Genomic DNA, 21,752 nt, shown 5'->3' with positions numbered 1-21,752 from the left:
ATTAAAGTTTCGTTACGTCGGATACGGATCCCGCGTCGGGTTCACGCTTCGTGAAAGTCCATGAAGACCTGAAAACGCTTTCAAGACTGGAGGCCCTGTTCAGGTTTGGAGGGCAGCGGGTCAGCCGCGCCGACCCGCAGGGGGTGGTCCGTCGGCAAACAGGATGGAAGACGGACAGCCGTCCGCAGGCAGCCACCCAAGGGCAGGCCGCCGCTGAAAATAGGTGTGAAGCGGGGGATGCCGGGCGGGCTGTAAGCCGCGGCGGCTCGATCAGGCCAGCGCGGGCGTGCCGTAGGCCAAGGGCGCCTGCGAAGCGACGTTCTCGAAAGTGACCCGCTCCCACGCGCTGGCATCGGCCAGCAGGGCGCGTGCGAGCTTGTTGTTGAGCGCATGCCCGGACTTGTAGCCCTCGTACGCGCCCAGGATAGGAGCGCCGACCAGGTACAGGTCGCCGATCGCATCGAGGATCTTGTGGCGCACGAACTCGTCGGCGTAGCGCAGGCCGTCCTCGTTGAGGACGCGGAACTCGTCGAGCACGATGGCGTTGTCCATCGAGCCGCCCAGGCCGAGGTTGAGTTCGCGCATGTATTCCAGGTCGCGCATGAAGCCGAAGGTGCGGGCGCGGGAGATTTCCTGGATGTACGCGGCAGTGGAGAACTCCAGCCGGTGATGCGACTGCTTGGCCGGGATCATCGGGTGGTCGAACTGGATGGTGAAGTCCAGCCGGTAGCCGTCGTACGGCGTGAAGCGTGCGACCTTGTCGCCCTCGCGCACTTCCACGTCCTTGAGGATGCGGATGAAGCGCTTGGGCGCGTCCTGCTCGGCCACGCCGGCGGACTGCAGCAGGAACACGAACGGGCCCGACGAGCCGTCCATGATCGGCAGCTCGGCCGAGGACAGTTCGACGATCAGGTTGTCGATGCCCAGGCCGGCCGCGGCCGACATCAGGTGCTCGACGGTCTGGATCTTCGCCTCGCCACAGGTCAGTCCGGTGCACAGCGTGGTCTCGGTGACCAGGCTTGCGGCCGCGGGGACTTCCACCACCGGCTCCAGGTCCGTGCGACGGAACACGACGCCGTGGTCAGCTGCCGCCGGGCGCAGGGTCATGTAGACCTTGTTGCCGCTGTGCAGGCCGACGCCGGTGGCGCGGATCGTGTTCTTGATGGTGCGCTGCCGGGTCATGGGGCCACCGTGCGACGGGGAGACTGTGCTGCGGTGTCGCGTGAAGGCGCTGAGAATATCACGCGTTTAGCTGAATCTTAACGGACTGTTTCCGCGCGACGCCCTGAAGCCCGACGCCGGTAACGCGATGCACCACCTGCGGGCATCGCTGTGGCGTGGCGTCCCGGTTTCACGGAGCGAAGCCCGCTGCCGCAGGGAAATCACGCCCGCCGACGGACGCTAAAACCTGCCGGGCCTGATCGGCCCGGCAGCAAGGGACTACGGACACACCGGAACCGCGCTTTGGGCGCGTTCCCGGGTTACCACTGCTGCCAGGGTGATGGCGCACCCACGGCAGCGTTTTTTCCAACGCTCATCCATGGCCGGCATCGCAGCCGGCCAGTGGCTCAGTCAGCCTGGCGGCGCAGGAACGCCGGGATATCCAGGTAATCGTTGGGCAGGTCGGCAGCCGCCGGGGCCGGCGCGGATGCGGTAGCGGCACCGCTTGCGCCGCCGCGACGCAGGCCGAGCCCACCGACCGCGTTGGCGACCGGGTCGCTGGCGAAGCCGTCGTCGATCGGCAGGCCGGTGGTGGCGTCGCGGACCAGGCGGACCGGTGCGCGCATCGGCTCGCGCGCGGCGAACTCGGCGCGGCCGCCGGCGAACTCGCGCTCGCGCACCGGCTGGCGGGCGACGGCACGGTTGAGGCCGGTGGCGACCACGGTCACGCGCACTTCGTCCTGCATCTCCGGATCGAGCACGGTGCCCACGACCACGGTCGCATCCTCGGAGGCGAAGCCCTCGACGGTGCGGCCGATCTCGTCGAACTCGGCCATGGTGAAATCCGGGCCGGCAGTGATGTTGACCAGGATGCCGTTGGCGCCGGCCAGGTTGACGTCGTCCAGCAGCGGGTTCTGGATCGCCGACTCGGCCGCAGCCTGCGCGCGGTCATCGCCGCGGGCAGTGCCGGTGCCCATCATCGCCAGGCCCATCTCGGACATGACGGTGCGCACGTCGGCGAAGTCGACGTTGATCAGGCCCGGGCGAACGATCAGGTCGGCGATGCCCTGCACCGCGCCCTGCAGCACGTCGTTGGCGGCGCGGAACGCCTGCACCATCGTCGCGTTGCGGCCGAGCACGGTGATCAGCTTCTCGTTCGGGATGGTGATCAGCGAGTCGCAATGGGTCGAAAGTTCCTCGATGCCCTTGAGCGCGACCTGCATGCGCCGGCGGCCCTCGAACGGGAACGGCTTGGTGACCACGGCCACGGTCAGGATGCCCATTTCCTTGGCCAGCTGCGCCACCACCGGCGCCGCGCCGGTACCGGTGCCGCCGCCCATGCCGGCGGTGATGAACACCATGTCCGCGCCATCGAGCGCGGCGATGATCTGCTCGCGATCCTCCAGCGCGGCCTGGCGGCCGACTTCCGGATTGGCGCCCGCGCCCAGGCCCTTGGTGACGTTGCCGCCGAGCTGGAGCTGCATCTTCGCGCCGCAGTTCTTGATCGCCTGCGAGTCGGTGTTGGCGGTGATGAACTCGACGCCATCGACGCTGCTGTTGACCATGTGCGCCACGGCATTACCGCCGCCGCCGCCCACGCCGATGACCTTGATCACCGCGTTCGGAGCCATCTTCTCGATCAGTTCGAAATGTGCCATGTCCGTTGTCCTCGTTATTAAGTGCCGGCTTTCTGTGCTCCGGCGTTAGTTGTCGTTACCCGTTCCACAGCAGGCGGGGCCTGCCCGCTGTTGCTGCCACCTCTGCCACCCTGTCGCCGGCAAGCCGGCGCCTACAACAACCGCCTACAACAACCGCTTCCAACCACCCTCGTCCGCACCCGCACCCGCACTCGCCCGCGGCTCAGAACTCGCCGCCGTACCACTTGAAGATCTTCTTGAAGAAGTTGCCGGCGCGGCCGCTGGGCAATGCCGGCCGGCGCGGATGCTCGATCTGGCTGCCCATCAGCAGCAGGCCCACGCCACTGGCATGCACCGGGTTGCCCACCACCTCGCCCAGCCCGCTCACGTGCTGGGGGATGCCGATGCGCACGGGCATCTGCAGCATCTCCTCGGCCAGCTCGACCACGCCTTCCATCTTCGAGGCGCCGCCGGTCAGGACCATGCCTGCGCGGACCATCTCCTCGAAACCGGAGCGGCGCAGCTCGGCCTGGACCATTTCGAAGATTTCCTCGTAACGACCCTGCACTGCCTGCGCCAGCGAAGCGCGCGGCATGCGCCGCGGCGGCCGGTCGCCGACGCTGGGCACCTGGATGCTCTCCTCGGCGGTGGCCAGCTGCGCCAGCGCGCAGGCGTAGCGCACCTTGATCTGCTCGGCTTCCGGCGTCGGGGTGCGCAGCATGTGCGCGATGTCGTTGGTGACGTGGTCGCCGGCGATCGGCAGCGAGGCGGTGTGGCAGATCGCGCCCTGGATGAACACCGCGATGTCGGTGGTGCCGGCGCCCATGTCCACAAGGACCACGCCCAGTTCGCGCTCGTCGGCGGTCAGCACCGCGACGCTCGAGGCCAGCGAAGACAGGATCAGGTCGTCGACCTGCAGGCCGCAGCGCTGCACGCACTTGGTGATGTTCTGCGCCGCCGACTGCGCGCAGGTGACCAGGTGAGCATGCACCTCCAGGCGCACGCCGGTCATGCCGACCGGGTTGCGGATGCCTTCCTGCGAGTCGTCGAGCACGTACTCGCGCGGGATCGCGTGCAGGATGCGCTGGTCGGCCGGGATGGCCACCGCCTTGGCCGCATCGAGCACCCGGTCCAGGTCGGCCCAGGTCACCTCGCCGTCGCGGATCGGGACGATGCCCGGCGAGTTCTTGCACTGCACGTGGTTGCCGGAGATCGACGCATACACCGAGCGGATCTCGCAGCCGGCCATCAGCTCGGCCTCCTCCACCGCGCGCTGGATCGACTGCACGGTCGACTCGATATCCACCACCACGCCGCGCTTGAGGCCGCGCGATTCGTGCGAGCCGATCCCGATCACCTCGATCGGATTGCCCGGCGAATACTCGCCCACCAGCGCCACCACCTTGGAGGTGCCGATATCGAGGCCCACGATGAGGGACTTGTCGCCTTTGCGGTTCATGTACTGCTCGCCTGCTGTGATTGCGTCCGCGCGGTGCCGGTCGGCGCCTGCGGTGAAGGGGAAGAAGGTGCGGAGGCCGCGGGCGTACCCCAGGCCAGGGTGAATCCGTTGGTGTAACGCAGGTCGGCACGCGCGATCGGGCGCGCCTGTTGCACCAGCAACTGCGGAAGCACGCGGGCGAAGCGCTGCAGGCGTGCGCGCGCATCGTCGCGACCGACCACCACCTCGATGCCGTTATCCAGGGTCATCGACCAGCTGCCCCGTGCATCCATGCCCAGTTGCGCGACGCCGTAACCCAGCGGCGCGAACAGCCCGCGCGCCTCGTTGTAGAGCTCGACCACCTCGGCGCTGCGCGCCGGCGGTCCGCCCAGCCGCGGCAGGCGTTCGCTGGCCAGGTCCTGCGGCAGGGGGAACAGCTGGCCACGCTCGGACAGCAGCTTGTCTTCGTCCCAGAAGGCGAACGGCACGTGCTCGACGACCTGGATCTCAAGGACGTCGGGCCATTGCTTGCGCACTTGTGCGTGCTCGATCCAGGGCAGCTTCTCCACCGCGCGTTGCGCCGCGTCGAGGTCGGCGGCGAAGAAGCCGCGACTGGCATACGGCGCCACCGCCGCACGCAGCTGCTCGGCCTGGACCCGCTCGAACTGGCCGGTCACGCGCAGGCGCGACAACGGCCAGCGCTCGGCTCCGACCCAGCCGTTGAGCACGGCCACCACCGGCAACGCGACCAGCGTCACCGCGAGCAGCCAGGCCAGGATGCGCAGCAGCGCGTTCACGCAGCGGCACCTCCCTCGGTATCGGCCACGGTCTGCTCGAGGATCCGCCAGCACAGCTCCTCGAATTCGACGCCGACCTGGCGCGCGGCCTTGGGCACCAGCGAATGGCTGGTCATGCCTGGCGCGGTGTTCACTTCAAGCAGGTAGGGCGCGCCGGTGGTGCGCGAACGCATCACGTCCACACGGCCCCAGCCACTGCAGCCGGCGGCGCGGAATGCGGCCAGCGCCAGCTCGCCCAGGCGCAGTTCGTCCTCGCCGGCCAGGCCGGGGCACAGGTACTGGGTGTCCTCGGCGATGTACTTGGCGTTGTAGTCGTACCACTCGCCCTTGGGCACGATCCGGATCGATGGCAGCGCCACGTTGCCGAGGATGCCGACGGTCAGCTCGTCGCCGACCACCATCTGTTCCATCAGCAGCTCGCCCGGATAGCGCGCGGCCAGCTCGACCGCGTCATCCAGGCCGGCTTCGTCCAGCACGCGCGACACGCCCACGCTGGACCCTTCGGAGGACGGCTTGACGATGACCGGCAGGCCCAGCGTGCGCGCCGCGGCATGCACGGAGGAAGCGTCGGCGCCGCGCGCGATGCGCACGTAGCGCGGCGTCGGCAGGCCCAGCGACAGCCACACCTGCTTGGTCCGGATCTTGTCCATCGCCAGCGCCGAACCGAGCACGTCCGAACCGGTGTACGGAACACCCAGCGCGTCCATCAGGCCCTGCACGACGCCGTCCTCGCCCCCGCCGCGCTGGCCGTGCAGGATGTTGAAGACGCGATCGAATTTCTTCGCCAGCAGGGCCTCGGCCAATGCCGGGATGCCATCGACCGCATGCGCGTCCACGCCGTGCGCGCGCAGCGCGTCGAGCACGTTGCGGCCCGAATCCAGCGACACTTCGCGTTCGGAGCTGGTGCCGCCCATCAGCACGGCGACCCGGCCGAACACGGTCGGATCGGTGAAACGCGGCGGCGACAGCAGGTTCGTGCTCATGCCGGGGCTCCGCTGCCGAAGCCATCGGTGGCGATCTGGTGGGCCACGTAGCCGATGTCGCCCGCGCCCATCATCAGCAACAGGTCGCCGTCCTGGAGCACGTCGGGCAGCACGGTGACCAGGTCGGCGACCTGCCCCACCACCACCGGCTCGCTGCGTCCGCGGGCGCGGATCGCGCGGGCCAGGGAACGCGCATCCGCCCCGGGGATCGGCGCCTCGCCGGCCGGATAGACCTCGCTCAGGACCAGCGCGTCGGCTTCCGACAGGACCGAGGCGAACGCATCGAACTGGTCGCGGGTGCGGCTGTAGCGGTGCGGCTGGAAGGCCACGACCAGGCGACGCTCCGGCCAGCCACCGCGCGCGGCGGCGAACACCGCTGCCAGTTCCTTGGGGTGGTGGCCGTAGTCGTCGACCACGCGCACCTTCGCGCCCGATGCTGTGGCCACTTCGCCCAGGTCGTTGAAGCGCCGGCCGATACCGGCGAACTTCTCCAGCGCCGAAGCGATGTTCGCCGGCGACACGCCCAGCTGCCAGGCCACGGCGGCGGCGGCCAGCGCGTTGAGCACGTTGTGCCGGCCCGGCAGGGCCAGGGTCACCGGCACCGTCGCGCCTTCGGGCAGGCGCAGGGTGAAGCGCATGCGCGGGCCATCCTGGACGATGTCGTCGGCGCGCACGTCGGCGTTCTCGGCCGTGCCGTAGGTCATCACGTGGCGCGGGGTGTGTGCGGCGAGCGCGGCCACTTCCGGGTCGTCGATGCACAGCACCGCCAGCCCGTAGAACGGCAGGCGCTGCAGGAACTCGGCGAACGCCGACTGCAGCCGCGAGAAGTCGTTGCCGTAGTTCTCGAGGTGGTCGGCATCGATGTTGGTGATCACCGCGACCAGCGGGTTCAGGCGCAGGAAGCTGCCGTCGCTCTCGTCGGCCTCGGCCACCAGCCACTGGCCGCCGCCGAGCTTGGCGTTGGCGCCGGCCGCGAGCAGCTGCCCGCCGATGACGAAGGTCGGATCCAGCCCGCCTTCGCTGAGCACCGCGGCGGTGAGGCTGGTGGTGGTGGTCTTGCCGTGGGTGCCGGCCACGGCAATGCCGCGGCGGAAACGCATCAGTTCGGCCAGCATCGCCGCGCGCGGCACGATCGGGATGCGCTGGCTGCGCGCCTCCATCAGTTCCGGGTTGTCCTCGCGGATCGCGCTGGACACCACCACGCAATCGGTCCCCAGCACGTTGGCGGCGGAATGACCGCGCACGACGCGCGCACCCAGTCGCGCCAGGCGGCGGGTGGCAGCGTTGTCGGCGCTGTCGGAGCCGGAGACCTCGTAGCCGAGCGTCAGCATCACTTCCGCGATGCCGCTCATGCCGGTGCCGCCAATGCCGACGAAATGCACGCGGGGGAAGGCGCGCACGAGGTCGTCGGTGTCGTTGAGGCGGCGGATCATGCGGAAACTCCAGGGGATGCGTCGGGCGAAGCGGATTCTTCGAGGATGATGTCGGCGATGCGCTCGGCCGCGTCGGGCCGCGCCAGCGTGCGCGCGGCACTTGCCATCGCCAGGCGGCGGGACGGATCGGCGGCAAGCGAACGCAACACGGGCTGCAGGTTCGCGGCCAGCTGCGCGTCCTGCTTCAGCAACACGGCCGCTTCGTGCTCGACCAGGTATTCGGCGTTGCGGGTCTGGTGGTCGTCGACCGCGGCGGCGAACGGCACCAGCACGCTGCCGACGCCGGCGGCGCAGAGCTCGGCCAGGGTGGATGCCCCTGCACGGCACACCACCAGGTCGGCCCAGGCGTAGGCCGCGGCCATGTCGTCGATGAAGGCCTCCACGCGTGCCGGCACGCCGGCATCGGCGTAGGCGCGCTCGGCTTCGGCGCGCAGCTTTTCGCCGCACTGGTGGCGCACATCGATCGCGATGTCGGCCAGCACAGCCAGTGCGGCCGGCAGTGCGTCATTGAGCGCGCGTGCGCCCTGGCTGCCGCCCAGCACCAGCAGGCGCAGCGGGCCGGTGCGGCCGGCCAGGCGCTGCTCCGGCGCCGGCAGCGCGGCGATCGCCGCGCGCACCGGATTGCCCGCGACTTCCTCGCGGGCGAAGCTGCCCGGGAAGCCGCTCAGCGTGCGCCGAGCCAGCTTCGACAGCACGCGGTTGGTCATGCCCGGCGCGCGGTTCTGTTCGTGCACCAGCAACGGCAGGCCGGACAGCCATGCCGCCAGGCCACCCGGGCCGGAAGCGAAACCGCCGAATCCGATCACCGCGCGGGGACGCCGCCGGCGCAGCACCGCGCGCGCGGCGCTGACGGCGCGCAGCAGTTTCGCCGGGGCCGCGATCAGGGCCAGCTTGCCCTTGCCGCGCACGCCGGCGACCGGAAGCGTGTCGATCTCGATCCCGTGCTGCGGCACCAGCCGCGTTTCCATCGCACCACTCGCGCCCAGCCAGACCACGGGCACGCCGCGATCGCGCAGCACCTGCGCCACCGCCAATGCCGGGAAAATGTGGCCACCGGTACCCCCGGCCATGACCATCACCGGACGCACCGGCTTCTGTGCCGGAGTCGCATGCATATCCGCGCTCACGAGAAGCCCCCGAACGTCGGCTCGACCCGCGAGGTCCCGCGGCCACGCAGCCCGGTGGCCGCCGGATGCGCGTGCACGACCGGCGGCGGCGCCGGGCGCGACGTGCGTGCCGGCACGGCCGCGGGCTCGGCTTCCGTGGCATCGGCAACACCGGTCGCCGGCGCGCCTTCCTGCCGCAGCGCACGCTGGCGCTCGGCGCGATCGAGTTCATAGGACACGCGCAGCAGCAGGCCAATGGCCACGCAGGTCATCATCACGCTCGAACCACCGGAGGAAACCAGCGGCAGGGTGAGGCCCTTGGTCGGCAGCATGCCCAGGTTCACGCCGACCGATACGAAGCTCTGCATGCCGATCCACAGGGCCACGCCGAAGGCGATGTAGCCTGCGAAGTGGCGGCGCATTTCCACGCACTTCAGGCCCAGGTGCAGGGCGCGGCCGACCAGCAGTGCGTACAGGCCGATCACCAGGCACACGCCGGCAAAGCCCAGCTCCTCGGCGATGACCGAGAAAATGAAGTCGGTATGCGCCTCCGGCAGATAGTTGAGCTTCTGCACCGATGCGCCCAGGCCCACGCCGAACCATTCGCCACGGCCGATCGCCATCAGCGCGTTGCTGAGCTGGTAGCCGGAGCCGAGCTGGTCGGCCCACGGGTCCAGGAACGAGGTGACGCGGCGCATACGGTACGGCTCGAACACCACCAGCGCGACCATCGCCGGCAGCGCGATCACCACCGGGGCGGACATGCGTGGCAGGTTCACCCCGCCAAGCACCAGCATGCCTGCGGTGATGCCCAGCAGCAGCGTCGCCGAACCGAAGTCGGGCTGCGCCAGGAGCATGACGATCAGCACGGCCGCCACGCCCAGCGGCTTGAGCATGGCCGGCCAGGTGGCGTTGACTTCGTCGCGGAAGCGGACCAGATAGCTGGCCATCCACACGATGTAGATGATCTTCACCGCCTCGACCACCTGGAAGCGCGACACGCCCAGGTTGATCCAGCGGCGCGCGCCATTGACGCTCACGCCCAGGCCCGGCAGCCACGGCATCAGCAGCAGGATGAAGCAGCCCAGCAGCAGCAGCTGGTTGTACTTTTCAACCGTCTTCAGCTCGGTGCGCATGGCAACCGCGGCCAGGGCGATGCCCACGCCCAGGAACAGCACGTGCCGGACCAGGTAGTGGAACGGGCCCACGCCCAGGTTCTCGCCGATCGCCACCGAAGCCGAACCGACCATCACCACGCCCAGGCACGCCAGCGCGAGCGCGGCACCTGTCAGCCACGGGTCGAAGCGGCCGCCGATGGCCTCCAACCGGGTCGCCTGGCGCGAAAGGTCGTTCATCAGCGCACCTTCAACGTGGCCAGGCCGACCAGCACCAGGATCACCGAGATGATCCAGAAGCGGACGATCACGCGCGGCTCCGGCCAGCCCTTCAGCTCGAAGTGATGGTGGATGGGCGCCATCCGGAACACGCGTTTCCCGGTGAGCTTGAACGAGGCCACCTGGATCATCACCGACAGTGTTTCGATGACGAAGATGCCGCCCATGATCACCAGCACCAGCTCCTGGCGGACGATCACCGCGATCGTGCCCAGCACCGCGCCCAGCGCCAGCGCGCCGATGTCGCCCATGAACACCATCGCCGGATAGGTGTTGAACCAGAGGAAGCCCAGCCCCGCGCCGGCGATCGCCGCGCAGATGATGATCAGCTCGCCCGCGCCGGGTACCTGCGGGATCTGCAGGTAGCTGGAGAACACCGCATTGCCCGAGGCGTAGGCGAACACGCCCAGCGCGCAGGCGACAAGCACGGTCGGCATGATCGCCAACCCGTCCAGGCCGTCGGTCAGGTTGACCGCATTGGAAAAGCCGACGATCCAGAAGTAGGCGATGCCGACAAAGCCAATACCGGCCAGCGGCAACGCGATCGACTTGAAGAACGGCACGTAGAAGGTGGTCGCGGCGGGCACGTCGGCGTACAGCCACAGGTACAGGCCGGCGGCCAGGCCGAAGATCGACTGCAGCAGGTACTTCCAGCGCGACTTCAGTCCGTTGGGATCGCGCCTGACGATCTTGATCCAGTCGTCGTACCAGCCGATCGCGCCGAAGGCCAGCATCACCAGCAGCACGGTCCACACGTACTTGTTGCGCAGGTCGCCCCAGAGCAGGACCGACAGCAGGACGGTAAGCAGGATCAGCGCGCCGCCCATGGTCGGCGTGCCGGCCTTGGAGAAATGCGACTGCGGGCCGTCCTTGCGGATCGGCTGGCCGCCCTTGAGCTGGCCGAGCCTGCGGATCACCGCTGGCCCCAGCCACAAGGACAGGAAAAGTGCCGTGAGGGCAGCCAGGATCCCGCGGAAAGTCAGGTAGCCGAACAGGCCGAAGAAGTTCTCCAGCCCCTGCAGCCAGCGCGCGAGTTCAAGCAGCATCCGTAGCGTCCCCTTGCGCCAGCAGCGCGGTCACGATCCTGTCCATCGCGCTGCCGCGCGAACCCTTCACCAGCACGCGCAGGGCATGGCCCGCGGTGCCGGCCAGCGACACGGGCGCACGTGCACCCAGATCGGCCTGCAGCGCAGCGGCCAGCGATTCGTGCGTATTGAAATGACGACCGCGGTCGCCGAACGCGCGCGCTGCGGCGGCGCTGAGCGGGCCGAGCGCGTACAGCCGCGCGATGCCGGCCTCGCGGGCCCGCGTCCCGGCATCGGCATGCAGCGACTCGGCCTCCGCACCCAGCTCGCGCATGTCGCCGAGCACCAGCCAGGCCTCGTCGCCCGACGCAGCCAGGGCGTCGATGGCGGCGGCGAGCGAACCGGGGTTGGCGTTGTAGCTGTCGTCGATGAGGAGCGCGCCGCCCGGCAGCGTGTGCGCCACCTGGCGACCGGGCACGGGCCGCGCATCGGCGAGCCCGGCGGCGATGTCGGCCAGCGACACCTCGCAGGCCAGGGCGATGGCGGCGGCGGCCAGCGCGTTGCAGACGTTGTGCCGGCCCGGCAACGCGAGGACGACGTCGACCTCGCCCTGCGGCGCCACCAGCACGAAACGGCTGCCCTGCCCGGTCGCGACCACGTCGCGCGCGGTGACGTCCGCACTGGCCTCCAGGCCGAAGCGCAGAACCTGGCGCCCGCTGTCGGCGGCGCGGATGACCTGCTGCTCGAACCAGGTGCCGAAGGCGTCGTCGGCATTGACCACCGCCACACCGCCGTCGCCCAAGGCCGCGTAGATCGCGCCCTTGGTCTCGGCCACGCCCAGCAGGCTGCCCATCCGCTCCAGGTGCGCGGCGGCGACGTTGTTGACCAGGGCCACGTCCGGCGCGGCGATCGCGGTCAGGTAGGCGATATCGCCGGGCTTGCCCGCGCCCATCTCGTAGATGGCGAAGTCGGCATCCTCGGGCGCGTCGATCACCGCCAGCGGCAGCCCGATTTCGTTGTTGCGGTTGCCCGGGTTGGCATAGGCATGCCCGGCCCGCTGCAGGATCTCCAGCACCAGCGTCTTGACGCTGGTCTTGCCGTTGCTGCCGGTGATGGCGACCACCCTGGCGCGGCGATCGCGCTGGATGCCCGCTGCGATCCGCGCGAGCGCACGCTCGCTGTCCTCGACCAGCACCTGCGGCAATGACGGCTCCAGCTCCAGCAGCCGCTCGACCAGCAGTGCAGCCGCACCGCGCATCACCGCATCGGCCGCGAAGTCGTGGCCATCGAAGCGCTCGCCGCGCAGGGCCACGTACAGGCTGCCCGGCCCGAGCTGGCGGGTGTCATGGCTGACCGACTCGATCACCGTGTCGTCGCCATGCAGTTCGCCACCAGCCCAGTGCGCGATCAGCGAGAGCGGCAGCCGGTTCATGCCCGCGCCTCCAGCGCGCGACGCGCGACATCGGTGTCGTCGAACGGGAAGCGCACCCCGGCCACTTCCTGGTAGGGCTCGTGGCCCTTCCCGGCCACCAGCACGATGTCGTCCGGACCGGCCTGTCCGATCGCATCGAGGATGGCGCGGGCACGGTCGCGCTCCACCCGGGCGGCGCCGGATACGCTGAAGCCGGCGATGATGTCGGCGACGATCGCGTCGCCATCCTCGCCGCGCGGATTGTCGTCGGTGACGATCACCACGTCGGCCTCGGCCTCGGCGATCTGCGCCATCTGCGGGCGCTTGCCGCGATCGCGCTCCCCGCCGCAACCGAATACGCAGACCAGCCTGGCCGCGGCATGCGCGCGCAGGCTGGTCAGGGCCTGGGCCAGCGCATCGGGCGTGTGCGCGTAGTCGACCACCACCAGCGGCAGCGTGCCATCGCCGCCGAGGCGGTTCATCCGCCCGACCACCGGCTGCAGCCGGCCCAGGATCGCGGCGATCGTCGCCGGACTGTCGCCGAGCGCGTGCAGCACGCCGGCCACGGCGAGCAGGTTGTCGACGTTGAATCGACCCAGCAGGGGCGAGCGCACCGGATGCGACTCGCCGGCGACGACCAGATCGAAACCGATGCCGCCGTTGTCGAACTGCAGCGCCTGCGCCTGCAGCGTCGCGCCGGCCTGGCCGCGCGAACTGACGCCCACCACCTGCAGTTCCGGAGCCAGGCTCCCATGCAGGGTGCGGCCGAAGGCATCGTCCAGGTTCAGCACCGCGGCTTTGAGACCGGCGCGCGTGAACAGCCGCGCCTTGGCGGCGCCGTAGCTGGTCATGTCGCCGTGGTAATCGAGGTGGTCGCGGGTGAGATTGGTGAACACCGCGACGTCGTAGTGCACGCCATCCACGCGCCCCTGGTCGAGCGCATGCGAGCTCACCTCCATCGCCACCGCCTGCACGCCCGTGTCGCGCAGGTCGCCGAGCAGTGCATGCATGCGCAGCACCAGCGGCGTGGTGAAACCGGTCGGCTGGATCTGGCCGTAGCGGCCCGCGCCCAGGGTGCCGATGCTGCCGCTGTCGATCCCTCGCAGGTGCCAGGCCTGGGCCAGCAGCTGCACGGTCGAAGTCTTGCCGTTGGTGCCGGTGACGCCGACCATCGTCATCGCGTGCGAGGGATGGCCATGGAACAGGTCACCCATGGCGCCCAGCCGCGATCGCAGCCCCGGCACCGCGATCGCCTCGGCGGGCGCGGGATATTCATCGGGCGCGGGCGGCTCGAACAGGATCGCCGAAGCGCCCGCTTCCTGCGCCTGGGCGACGAAAGCCAGTCCATGCGTACCGAATCCGGCGATCGCGACGAATGCATCGCCGCGGCGGATCTCGCGGCTGTCCATCACCAGCCCGGAAACGTCGATGTCGCGCGGCAGCGCGACGTCGGGCAACAGGCGGGAGAGCGGCATCGCACGGATCATCGGTGCCCTCCGCCTGCCGTACCGGCGGCCATGCCGGCGGCGACTTCGGCTTCGGACATCGCCGGCGGGATGGTCAGGTCTTCCTCGTAGACGTCCTCGAGCGCCGCGGGCATCCGTGGCAACGAGGCCTGGCGCTTGGCTTCGCCCTTGGCCTGCGCCGCGAGCCAGGTGTCGATGTCGTCCGGCGGCACGTCCATCAGCCGCAGGGAGTCCTCCATGACGCTGCGGAAGACCGGCGCCGACACCAGGCCGGCGAAGTAGGAGCCGGCCTGCGGATCGTTGATCACCACCACGGTGGCGAAGCGGGGATTGGTCGAGGGCACCAGTCCGGCGAAGGTGGTGGTGTAGCGGCGCGCGTAGCCGCCGCCGGAGGCCTGGCGCGCGGTACCGGTCTTGCCGGCGACGTGGTAGCCCAGGATCGCGGCCTGGGTCGCGGTGCCGCCCGGCTCGGTCACCGTCTGCATCATCTTCAGGACCTGGTCCGCGACTTCGGGCCTGACCGCCTGCCGCGACTCGTTGATCTGGCCCTTGACGAAGGTTGGGGTGATCAGCCGGCCATGGTTGCCCATCGCCGCGTAGGCCTGGGCGATCTGCAAGGGCGTCGCCGACAGGCCGTAGCCGTATGCCATGGTCGACTTGGTCAGGCCATCCCAGCGCGCCGGCTCGCGCAGCGAGCCGATCGCCTCGCCCGGGAAGCCGCTGTGCGGCGCGCTTCCGTAACCGAAGCCCTTGATGAACTCGTAGAAGTACTGGTTCGGCAGCGGCTCGGCCAGCTTCACCGCGCCCAGGTTCGAGCTCTTGGTGATGATGCCGGTGACGTCGAGCACGCCGTAGTTGTGGTGGTCGCGGATCGTGTACTTGCCCAGCGCCATGTAGCCGGGATTGGTGTCGTAGCGGTTGGCCGCGGTGATCTTGCCGGCGTTGAGCGCGGCGGCCGCGGTGATCGGCTTCATCGTCGAACCGGGCTCGACCAGGTCGGTGACCGCGCGGTTGCGGTGCGTGTCCTGGCCACCGCCGGTGACCGCGTTGGGGTTGTAGCTGGGCAGGTTGACCATCGCCAGCACTTCGCCGGTGGCCACGTCCAGCACCACGACCGATCCGCTGCTGGCCTTGTGGGCGACCAGCGCGTTGCGCAGTTCGCGGTAGGCCAGGAACTGGATGCGCCGGTCGATGCTGAGGGTCAGGTCCTTGCCGGGCTCGGCGGCGCGCACCAGGTCGATGTTCTCGACGAAACGCCCGTGGCGGTCGCGGATCACGCGCTTGCTGCCGGGCTTGCCGCGCAGCCATTCGTCGAATGCCAGCTCGAGCCCTTCCTGGCCGCGGTCGTCGATGTTGGTGAAGCCCAGCACGTGCGCCATCGCTTCACCCTGGGGGTAGAAGCGGCGGAATTCGCGCTGCGAGGAGACGCCGGGCACGTTGAGGGCGAGGATCGCCTTGGCCTGGTCGGGATTGATCCGGCGCTTGAGGTAGACGAACTCCTTGTCGGCCCGCTGCGAGAGCCGGCTGGTCAATTCGTCGGCCGGCACGCCCAGTGCCCGCGCCAGTTCCGGCAGGCGCTCGGGATGGCGCATCAGTTCCTGCGGATTGCCCCAGACCGATTCCACCGGCGTGGAGACCGCCACTGGTTCGCCATTGCGGTCTGTGACCATCCCGCGGGAGGTCGGGATCGGGATCTCGCGGACGAAGCGGGCCTCGCCCTGGCGCTGGTAGAAATCGGCGTTGACCAGCTGCACGTAGGCCGCCCGGCCCACCAGTGCGAACGAACAGACGCCCAGCGCCACGCCCACCAGCAGCATGCGGCCGCGCAGGTTGAAGGCGCTGCGGTTGCGGTTGGGGCGCACGGGGGAGGCGTTCACGGGCGCACCACCACGATGTCCTCGGCCTCGGGGAACTTCATCCCCAGCCGCTCGCGCGCGACCTGGTCGATGCGGTTGGCCTGCGCCCAGGTCGCCTGCTCCAGCTGCAGGCGGCCGAACTCGATGTTCAGTTCGTCGCGCTCGCGCTCCAGCCCGGTCAGCTCCACGAACAGCTGGCGGTGGTGATAGCGCTCGTACACGACGGCGATCGCGGTGCCGACGATGGCCAGCAGCAGGATGGCGAGCAGCACGCGGCTCATGCGGCTTCCCCTTCCAGCTTCTGGGCCACGCGCAGCACCGCGCTGCGCGAGCGCGGATTGGCGGAGAGCTCGTCGTCGTCGGCGCGGATCGCGCCACCGCCCACGTCGGCCAGCACCGGCACGAACGCCTGCGCCTGCGGCAGGCGGCGATTGGCCGGGGGCGCCTTGGCATGGCGGGCGATGAACTGCTTGACGATGCGGTCTTCCAGCGAGTGGAAGCTGATCACGGCCAGGCGGCCGCCGGGCCGCAGCGCGGCCAGCGCCGCGTCCAGGCCGGTTTCCAGGTCGGCCAGTTCGCGGTTGATGTGGATGCGGATGGCCTGGAAGCTGCGCGTCGCCGGATGGATGCGGTCCTTGCCGCGCGGCATGACCGAGGCGATCAGCTCTGCCAGCTGCGCGGTACGCTCGAGCGGCTGCCGGGCGCGATGGGCCACGATCGTGCGCGCGATGCGCCGGCTCATTTTCTCCTCGCCGTACTTCCACAGCACGTCGGCGATCTCGCGCTCCTCGGCGCGAGCCAGCCACTGCGCCGCGCTTTCGCCGGCATCGGGATCCATGCGCATGTCCAGCGGGCCGTCCTTGCCGAACGAGAAACCGCGCGCGGCCACGTCCAGCTGCGGCGAGGACACGCCCAGGTCGAACAGCACGCCATCCAGTTCACGCGCCTGGTCCCAGCTGCCGAGTGCAGCGAAACTGCCGCGCCGGATCGACACGCGCGCATCGCCGCCGAAACTCCTTTCGGCTTCCGCGATCGCTTCCGGGTCCTTGTCCATCAGCAGCAGCCGGCCTCCAGGGCCGAGTTGTTCCAGCACTCCACGCGCATGCCCGCCGCGCCCGAAGGTGCCGTCCAGGTAGCGTCCGTCCTCGACCACACGCAACCCGTCCATGACCTGCGCGTACAGCACCGGCAGGTGCGCCGCCGGCGCCGACGGATCAGCGGGGTGGCCGGCCTGCGCGCCTTTGCGCATCCGGTCCCCCGCCGTCACAACTTCAGGTCGAGCATGTGCTCGCTCAGATCGTCGTCGGACAGGGTCCGGCGGATCTGCGCGTGATGCGCCTGCTCGCTCCAGAGTTCGAACTTGTCGCCCATGCCCAGCAGCACGGCCTTCTTCTCGATGCCCACCGCGCTGCGATGGCTGGCCGGGATGCTGATCCGGCCATTGCCGTCCAGCTCGACCGGAGTCGCGGCGCCGACCAGCTTCAACTGCAGGCTGCGGTGGGCGGCACGGGTAGTGGGCAGCGCGTTGACTGCGTCGCGTACCCGCTCCCATTCCTTGAACGGGTACAGGTACAGCGAACCGGCCTCGAACGGGTTGTAGGCGATCACCAGACGGTTGCCGCAGTCGCGCGCGACGAGGTCGCGATAGGCCGTGGGGATGGCCACGCGCCCCTTGTCGTCCACTGTGATGGCGGTCTCACCCTGGAACACGTTCGCTGCTGCCCGACCCTGCTTTGGGATGCCATTCAATCACGGAAAACCACAGAAATCCCGGTTTCCCCACGAATGTCCACCTTAGGAGTCACCAACAGGGTTGTCAACAGGATTCGAAGGAAAAAATCACCTGTCCGGTCAATGAGTTGCAGCGATGTTCACAGACAAGTTCAAGGGTTTTCCACAAGTCGCTGTTTAGTCTCAAATTTTGAGATTCCGTACTTGTGAAGGCCATGTGAGTTGCGCGAAACAGGAGCCGTACGACGGGTGCTGCATCGCGTCACGACCGCATCGGAACGCACCCATGCACGAGCCTCCCCCGGCTGAAGCTCCGGAAGAGGCGGGTGCAGGAAAAGTGGCGGAGCCGGCCGGTAAGCCGGGTTCTGTCGTGGACAGTCATTCCTCTAGGCGCAACGTCACCGTTACGCTCGAGCAGCCTACCCGGACCCGACGCGGGCAACGTCATGAGGTCCCTATTTGGCCTTGCTCCCGGTGGGGTTTGCCGTGCCGGCCTGTTACCAGGCTCGCGGTGCGCTCTTACCGCACCATTTCACCCTTGCCCGCATCCCGAAGGACCGCTGGCGGTATCTTTCTGTTGCACTTTCCGTCGGCTCGCGCCGCCCAGGCGTTACCTGGCACCGTGCCCTGTGGAGCCCGGACTTTCCTCGGCATCGTTTCCGATGACGCGACTGCCTGGCCGACTCCGCCGGGGAGGGATTCTACGGCTTCGCCGATGAATCCCCCAAAATTCGCTTGAGCGAATTTCGGGCCCCGCTCCGATTCCCCCATCCCCTGCCGCTGCCGCGGCGCCCCCTTCCCAAGGGGACTATCACGAACTGATCGCCTGCCGGCTCGGGAATGGATGCCTTGGCCACTCTGGCATGGCCCAATCCGCCCGGACTGAGGGAGGCGGGTGGTGCTGATCGAGTGCCCGTTCAGCGCAGCCGCGCTGCGAGAGGAAGCCGCCGGTCGAAGCCACGACCTGGAAGCGCGTGAAGACGCGGCGGGCCGAGGGTATTGCGGCAGTGGCCATGGATGGCCACGTCGGCGAGTCGGCACAGGGATGTGCCGTCGAGTCGACCGCAATGCCCTCGGCTCGCCGCGGCTCCGTCCGAAGCGACGCGGTACCGGTTGCGCTGGCGAGCGTGATCGTCGCCGCGGGCTCCATCGGGCTCAATCGTCCGAGCCAGCCCCGTACAGTGCCTTGCGCGGCGCGCCGGTGATCTCGGCAGCGAGCCTGGCGGCCGCCGAGGGCGGAAGCTGCCTGGCCAGGATCGCGTGCACGCGACGGCCTTCGGCCAGGATCGCGTCGGCGTCTTCGCCCACGCCCTGCACCACCAGCACGAACTCGCCCTTGCGCTGGTCGGCGTCGGCCAACACCCGCGCGTGAAGGTCGGCCAGGCTGCCGTCGAGGACGGTCTCGAACAGCTTGGTCAGCTCGCGACCCAACACCGCCGGACGCCCGTCGCCGAACGCAGCGCGCAGGTCCGCCAGTGATTCGTCGATGCGATGCGAAGACTCGTAGAACACCAGCGTGCGTGTCTCGCCGGCCAGCTCCGCCAGCCTCTCGCGCCGGGCCGAGGCCTTGGCCGGCAGGAAACCCTCGAAGGCGAACCGGTCGCTGGGCAGGCCCGCCACGCTGAGTGCGGCCACCAGCGCCGACGGTCCGGGCACCGGGCTCACCCTCACTCCCGCCGCGCGTGCGGCCCGGACCAGCCGGTAGCCGGGATCGCTGACCAGCGGGGTCCCCGCGTCGCTGACCAGGGCCAGCGATTCGCCCGCCAGCAGCCTCGCCACCAGCCGCTCGGCCAACTGCTGCTCGTTGTGCTCGTGCAGAGCCAGCAAAGGCGTGCCGATGCCGAAATGGGCCAGCAACTGGCCGCTGCGCCGGGTGTCCTCGGCACAGACCGCGTCCACCTCGCGCAGTACCTGCTGGGCGCGCGGGGACAGGTCACCGAGGTTGCCGATGGGAGTGGCGACGACGTGGAGCGTTGCGACGGGCATGCAGGTCCGGTGGACGGAGGGAAAGGTAGAATCCTAAGCCCTTTCCCCCGACAGGCCCGGCCCGACGGATGGACATGCCGAAGAACGTGCGCCACGCGATGCCCCTCCACCGCCTGCGCTGGCTGGCGCCGGGCCTGGCCCTGCTGCTCGCGGCGGGCTGCGCGAGCGTCGCCACCACGCCGACCGCGGCACCCGAGCATGCCGCCGCACTGGTGCAGCTGGAACAGGGACAGGCGCGCGAAGCCGCGCAACGCCTGGAAGCACTCGCCAATGCGACCAAGGGCAGCCAGCGCAACGCGCTGCTGGCCGACGCCGCGTTCGCCTGGCACGAAGCCGGCGACGACGCGCGCGCCCGCACCCTGGTCGCCCAGTTGGACCCACGCAAGGTCGGCGGTGCCAGCCGCGCGCGGCTGTCGCTGCTGCAGGCCGAACTCGCCTTGGCCGCACAACAGCCGGCCGGCGTCCAGGCGGCGCTGGTCGGCGATCCCGCGACCCTGCCCGCGCCGCTGCAGGCCCGTTGGTACCTGGCATCGGGCAAGGGCCTGGAGGCGACCGGCGACACGTTCGGCGCAGCGGCTGCGCGCGCGCGCGCCGATGCTGGGTTGGCGGGTGAAGCCCGCGACGGCAATCGCCGGGAGATCGAACGCCTGCTGTCCAAGCTGGACGACGCGACCCTGTCCTCGCGCGCCGCGGCCTTGCCGGCCGGCGATCCGCTTTACAACTTCGCCGGTCGCGCGCTGGTGCGCCGCGGCCTGCCGCTGCCGCGCCCATTCGAACGTGGCGAGAACTGGGACTTCGCCCAGCGCGCACCTGCCGCCGCCGATGGCTACCGCCCGCCGCGCAAGCTCGCGGTCCTGCTGCCGTTGTCCGGCCAGCTCGCCACCGCCGCCGGTCCCGTGCGCGACGGCCTGCTCGCCGGCTATTACGCCGAGAGCCGTGCGCGGCCGCCGATCACCTTCTATGACACCACGGGCACCCCGGCCGGTGCGCTGGCCGCCTACGCCAAGGCGGTCGCCGACGGCAACGATTTCGTGATCGGCCCGCTGGGCCGCGACGACGTGGGCGCGGTATTCGCACAGCCTGAGGTGCGCGTCTCCACCCTGGCGCTTAATCGCGGCAACGTCGCGCCGCCGCCGGGCAACATCGCCTTCTCGCTGGCACCCGAGGATGACGGCATCGCCGCGGCCGACTACCTGCTGGCACGCGAACACCGCAATGTCCTGGTGATCGGCGGCAGCGACGAGAACGGGCGCCGCGCGGTGGATGCGTTCCGCGAGCGGCTTGGTGAACGCGGCGGCAAGGTCGCCAGCGTGGTCAGCGTGAGCGAACAACCCGGCGATGTTTCGGCGCAACTGGCCCAGGCCGCCGCGGCCGGTGCCGACTCGGTCTTCCTGGCCGTGCGCGGACCGCAGGCGCGCGCACTGGTACCGCAACTGGCGATGGCCGGCTTCGCCTCGCGCACCCGCGTGGCGGGTTCGCAGCTTGTCTCCGGCACCGGCAAGGCCAGCGAGGACGTGGTGCTGGATGGCATCGTGTTCCCCGGCGAGGCCTGGGCGGCACGCGGCGTGGCCGGACTGCCATCGCACAGCCAGGCCGCGGAAATGCTGCCGACCGCACGCGGCGGCGCGGCGCGCCTGTTCGCCTTCGGCCACGACGCATGGCTGATCACCGCGTTCCTGGAACGCCTGGTCACCCGCACCGACGGCGAACTCGCCGGCGCCACCGGCACGCTGCGCCTGGATGGTTTCGGCAACGTGGTCCGTCAGCCGCAGTGGTCGATCTTCAGCGGCGGCGTGGCCGTTCCGCTGGCAGGCAGTGGCCACTGATCGCGAGCTGGATCGCCGCGCCCGCGGCGCCCGCGTCGAAAAGGCCGCGCGCGCCGAACTCGAGCGCGCCGGCCTGCGCCTGGAGGCGGCCAATGTCGGCTACCGCGGCGGCGAGCTGGACCTGGTGATGCTGGAGCCCGGCCGCGACGGCGGGACGCTGGTCTTCGTGGAAGTGCGCTACCGCGCCGCGTCTTCCTTCGGCGGCGGCTTCGCCTCGGTCGACCATGGCAAACGGCGCAAGCTGGTGCGCGCCGCGCAGCTGTACCTGGGTTCGCACGCCCGGCTGGCGCAGCTGCCGTGCCGCTTCGACGTGGTCGAAGCCAGCGGCGACCCGGACACGCCGGAGATCCGCTGGTTGAAGGATGCGTTCCGGCTCGACGATGTGTAGGAGCGGGCATGACCGCGAGGCCGGGGCGTCGGAATCGCCGGCCATCGCTGGCCCCGCCAGCAGCAGCTTCGCGGCCTGAAGTCCGCTCCTACAAAGGCCTGCCCGCCTACAATC

18 protein-coding genes and 1 other RNA gene are annotated in these 21,752 nt (G+C 69.8%); 2 read left to right on the top strand and 17 right to left on the bottom strand.

Translation table 11 applies throughout. From position 1 onward, the window contains the following. Positions 1-270: 270 nt before the first annotated feature. The 17 genes from lpxC to rsmI all read right to left on the bottom strand — a co-directional run bounded on the left by lpxC (position 271) and on the right by rsmI (position 19,424). Positions 271-1,182: a UDP-3-O-acyl-N-acetylglucosamine deacetylase gene (gene lpxC, locus MNQ95_RS10145; RefSeq protein WP_162408348.1), complete on the bottom strand. Its 912-nt coding sequence runs from the start codon at positions 1,180-1,182 to the stop codon at positions 271-273. A 386-nt stretch (positions 1,183-1,568) separates the two neighbouring features. Then, positions 1,569-2,819, bottom strand: coding sequence for a cell division protein FtsZ (gene ftsZ / locus MNQ95_RS10140; protein WP_162408349.1), 1,251 nt, complete (start codon positions 2,817-2,819; stop codon positions 1,569-1,571). Positions 2,820-3,021: 202 nt separating this feature from the next. Further along, positions 3,022-4,257, bottom strand: a complete 1,236-nt coding sequence (gene ftsA / locus MNQ95_RS10135) for a cell division protein FtsA (protein WP_162408350.1) — start codon at positions 4,255-4,257, stop codon at positions 3,022-3,024. Continuing rightward, a complete protein-coding gene (locus MNQ95_RS10130; protein WP_241952794.1) occupies positions 4,254-5,033 on the bottom strand; it encodes a cell division protein FtsQ/DivIB in 780 nt (259 codons plus the stop codon). The genes ftsA and MNQ95_RS10130 overlap by 4 nt, the downstream gene beginning before the upstream one ends. After that, a complete protein-coding gene (locus MNQ95_RS10125) occupies positions 5,030-6,016 on the bottom strand; it encodes a D-alanine--D-alanine ligase (protein ID WP_241952793.1) in 987 nt (328 codons plus the stop codon). Before MNQ95_RS10125 ends, MNQ95_RS10130 begins: the two co-directional genes overlap by 4 nt. Beyond that, positions 6,013-7,449, bottom strand: coding sequence for a UDP-N-acetylmuramate--L-alanine ligase (gene murC / locus MNQ95_RS10120; RefSeq protein WP_241952792.1), 1,437 nt, complete (start codon positions 7,447-7,449; stop codon positions 6,013-6,015). The genes MNQ95_RS10125 and murC overlap by 4 nt, the downstream gene beginning before the upstream one ends. Further along, the gene (gene murG, locus MNQ95_RS10115; RefSeq protein WP_241952791.1) at positions 7,446-8,564 is read right to left on the bottom strand and encodes an undecaprenyldiphospho-muramoylpentapeptide beta-N-acetylglucosaminyltransferase; all 1,119 of its coding nucleotides are present in this window, start codon (positions 8,562-8,564) and stop codon (positions 7,446-7,448) included. The genes murC and murG overlap by 4 nt, the downstream gene beginning before the upstream one ends. An 8-nt stretch (positions 8,565-8,572) precedes the next feature. Further along, the gene (ftsW, locus tag MNQ95_RS10110; protein ID WP_162408355.1) at positions 8,573-9,910 is read right to left on the bottom strand and encodes a putative lipid II flippase FtsW; all 1,338 of its coding nucleotides are present in this window, start codon (positions 9,908-9,910) and stop codon (positions 8,573-8,575) included. Beyond that, complete coding sequence (gene mraY, locus MNQ95_RS10105; RefSeq protein WP_162408356.1) at positions 9,910-10,995, bottom strand: phospho-N-acetylmuramoyl-pentapeptide-transferase; 1,086 nt, start codon at positions 10,993-10,995, stop codon at positions 9,910-9,912. The genes ftsW and mraY overlap by 1 nt, the downstream gene beginning before the upstream one ends. Further along, positions 10,985-12,406 (bottom strand): UDP-N-acetylmuramoyl-tripeptide--D-alanyl-D-alanine ligase, encoded by a 1,422-nt coding sequence (locus MNQ95_RS10100; RefSeq protein ID WP_241952790.1) that lies wholly within the window; start codon positions 12,404-12,406, stop codon positions 10,985-10,987. Before MNQ95_RS10100 ends, mraY begins: the two co-directional genes overlap by 11 nt. Then, a complete protein-coding gene (locus MNQ95_RS10095; protein ID WP_162408358.1) occupies positions 12,403-13,872 on the bottom strand; it encodes a UDP-N-acetylmuramoyl-L-alanyl-D-glutamate--2,6-diaminopimelate ligase in 1,470 nt (489 codons plus the stop codon). The genes MNQ95_RS10100 and MNQ95_RS10095 overlap by 4 nt, the downstream gene beginning before the upstream one ends. Beyond that, the gene (locus MNQ95_RS10090; protein WP_241954404.1) at positions 13,869-15,668 is read right to left on the bottom strand and encodes a peptidoglycan D,D-transpeptidase FtsI family protein; all 1,800 of its coding nucleotides are present in this window, start codon (positions 15,666-15,668) and stop codon (positions 13,869-13,871) included. Before MNQ95_RS10090 ends, MNQ95_RS10095 begins: the two co-directional genes overlap by 4 nt. A 56-nt stretch (positions 15,669-15,724) precedes the next feature. After that, positions 15,725-15,988: a cell division protein FtsL gene (gene ftsL / locus MNQ95_RS10085; protein ID WP_162408359.1), complete on the bottom strand. Its 264-nt coding sequence runs from the start codon at positions 15,986-15,988 to the stop codon at positions 15,725-15,727. Then, positions 15,985-16,956 (bottom strand): 16S rRNA (cytosine(1402)-N(4))-methyltransferase RsmH, encoded by a 972-nt coding sequence (gene rsmH / locus MNQ95_RS10080; RefSeq protein ID WP_241952789.1) that lies wholly within the window; start codon positions 16,954-16,956, stop codon positions 15,985-15,987. The genes ftsL and rsmH overlap by 4 nt, the downstream gene beginning before the upstream one ends. Positions 16,957-16,970: 14 nt before the next feature. Next, a complete protein-coding gene (mraZ, locus tag MNQ95_RS10075; RefSeq protein ID WP_162408361.1) occupies positions 16,971-17,417 on the bottom strand; it encodes a division/cell wall cluster transcriptional repressor MraZ in 447 nt (148 codons plus the stop codon). Positions 17,418-17,776: 359 nt separating this feature from the next. Continuing rightward, an RNA gene (gene rnpB / locus MNQ95_RS10070) (RNase P RNA component class A) lies at positions 17,777-18,125 on the bottom strand. 468 nt (positions 18,126-18,593) lie between these two features. Beyond that, positions 18,594-19,424: a 16S rRNA (cytidine(1402)-2'-O)-methyltransferase gene (rsmI, locus tag MNQ95_RS10065; protein WP_241952788.1), complete on the bottom strand. Its 831-nt coding sequence runs from the start codon at positions 19,422-19,424 to the stop codon at positions 18,594-18,596. A gap of 98 nt (positions 19,425-19,522) precedes the next feature. Between rsmI and MNQ95_RS10060 the strand changes: the two genes are divergently transcribed. Both MNQ95_RS10060 and MNQ95_RS10055 read left to right on the top strand, forming a co-directional pair. Further along, on the top strand, positions 19,523-21,250 hold the full coding sequence (locus tag MNQ95_RS10060; protein ID WP_241954403.1) for a penicillin-binding protein activator: 1,728 nt from the start codon (positions 19,523-19,525) through the stop codon (positions 21,248-21,250). 7 nt (positions 21,251-21,257) lie between these two features. Then, positions 21,258-21,638, top strand: a complete 381-nt coding sequence (locus MNQ95_RS10055) for a YraN family protein (protein ID WP_238390258.1) — start codon at positions 21,258-21,260, stop codon at positions 21,636-21,638. The last annotated feature ends 114 nt before the right edge of the window (positions 21,639-21,752 follow it).

Origin of the sequence: Pseudoxanthomonas daejeonensis, assembly GCF_022637495.1 — a bacterium.
GTDB classification, from domain to species: domain Bacteria; phylum Pseudomonadota; class Gammaproteobacteria; order Xanthomonadales; family Xanthomonadaceae; genus Pseudoxanthomonas; species Pseudoxanthomonas daejeonensis.
The sequence above is the reverse complement of the archived record's forward strand: the minus strand, read 5'-3'. Positions and strand labels throughout refer to the sequence as shown.

Excerpts from the sequence above, each read along its gene's own strand:
- lpxC (WP_162408348.1), bottom strand. The coding sequence starts at position 1,182 with ATGACCCGGCAGCGCACCATCAAGAACACGATCCGCGCCACCGGCGTC.
- ftsZ (WP_162408349.1), bottom strand. The coding sequence starts at position 2,819 with ATGGCACATTTCGAACTGATCGAGAAGATGGCTCCGAACGCGGTGATC.
- ftsA (WP_162408350.1), bottom strand. The coding sequence starts at position 4,257 with ATGAACCGCAAAGGCGACAAGTCCCTCATCGTGGGCCTCGATATCGGC.
- MNQ95_RS10125 (WP_241952793.1), bottom strand. The coding sequence starts at position 6,016 with ATGAGCACGAACCTGCTGTCGCCGCCGCGTTTCACCGATCCGACCGTG.
- murC (WP_241952792.1), bottom strand. The coding sequence starts at position 7,449 with ATGATCCGCCGCCTCAACGACACCGACGACCTCGTGCGCGCCTTCCCC.
- murG (WP_241952791.1), bottom strand. The coding sequence starts at position 8,564 with ATGCATGCGACTCCGGCACAGAAGCCGGTGCGTCCGGTGATGGTCATG.
- ftsW (WP_162408355.1), bottom strand. The coding sequence starts at position 9,910 with ATGAACGACCTTTCGCGCCAGGCGACCCGGTTGGAGGCCATCGGCGGC.
- mraY (WP_162408356.1), bottom strand. The coding sequence starts at position 10,995 with ATGCTGCTTGAACTCGCGCGCTGGCTGCAGGGGCTGGAGAACTTCTTC.
- MNQ95_RS10100 (WP_241952790.1), bottom strand. The coding sequence starts at position 12,406 with ATGAACCGGCTGCCGCTCTCGCTGATCGCGCACTGGGCTGGTGGCGAA.
- MNQ95_RS10095 (WP_162408358.1), bottom strand. The coding sequence starts at position 13,872 with ATGATCCGTGCGATGCCGCTCTCCCGCCTGTTGCCCGACGTCGCGCTG.
- MNQ95_RS10090 (WP_241954404.1), bottom strand. The coding sequence starts at position 15,668 with ATGCTGCTGGTGGGCGTGGCGCTGGGCGTCTGTTCGTTCGCACTGGTG.
- ftsL (WP_162408359.1), bottom strand. The coding sequence starts at position 15,988 with ATGAGCCGCGTGCTGCTCGCCATCCTGCTGCTGGCCATCGTCGGCACC.
- rsmH (WP_241952789.1), bottom strand. The coding sequence starts at position 16,956 with ATGCGCAAAGGCGCGCAGGCCGGCCACCCCGCTGATCCGTCGGCGCCG.
- rsmI (WP_241952788.1), bottom strand. The coding sequence starts at position 19,424 with ATGCCCGTCGCAACGCTCCACGTCGTCGCCACTCCCATCGGCAACCTC.
- MNQ95_RS10060 (WP_241954403.1), top strand. The coding sequence starts at position 19,523 with ATGCCCCTCCACCGCCTGCGCTGGCTGGCGCCGGGCCTGGCCCTGCTG.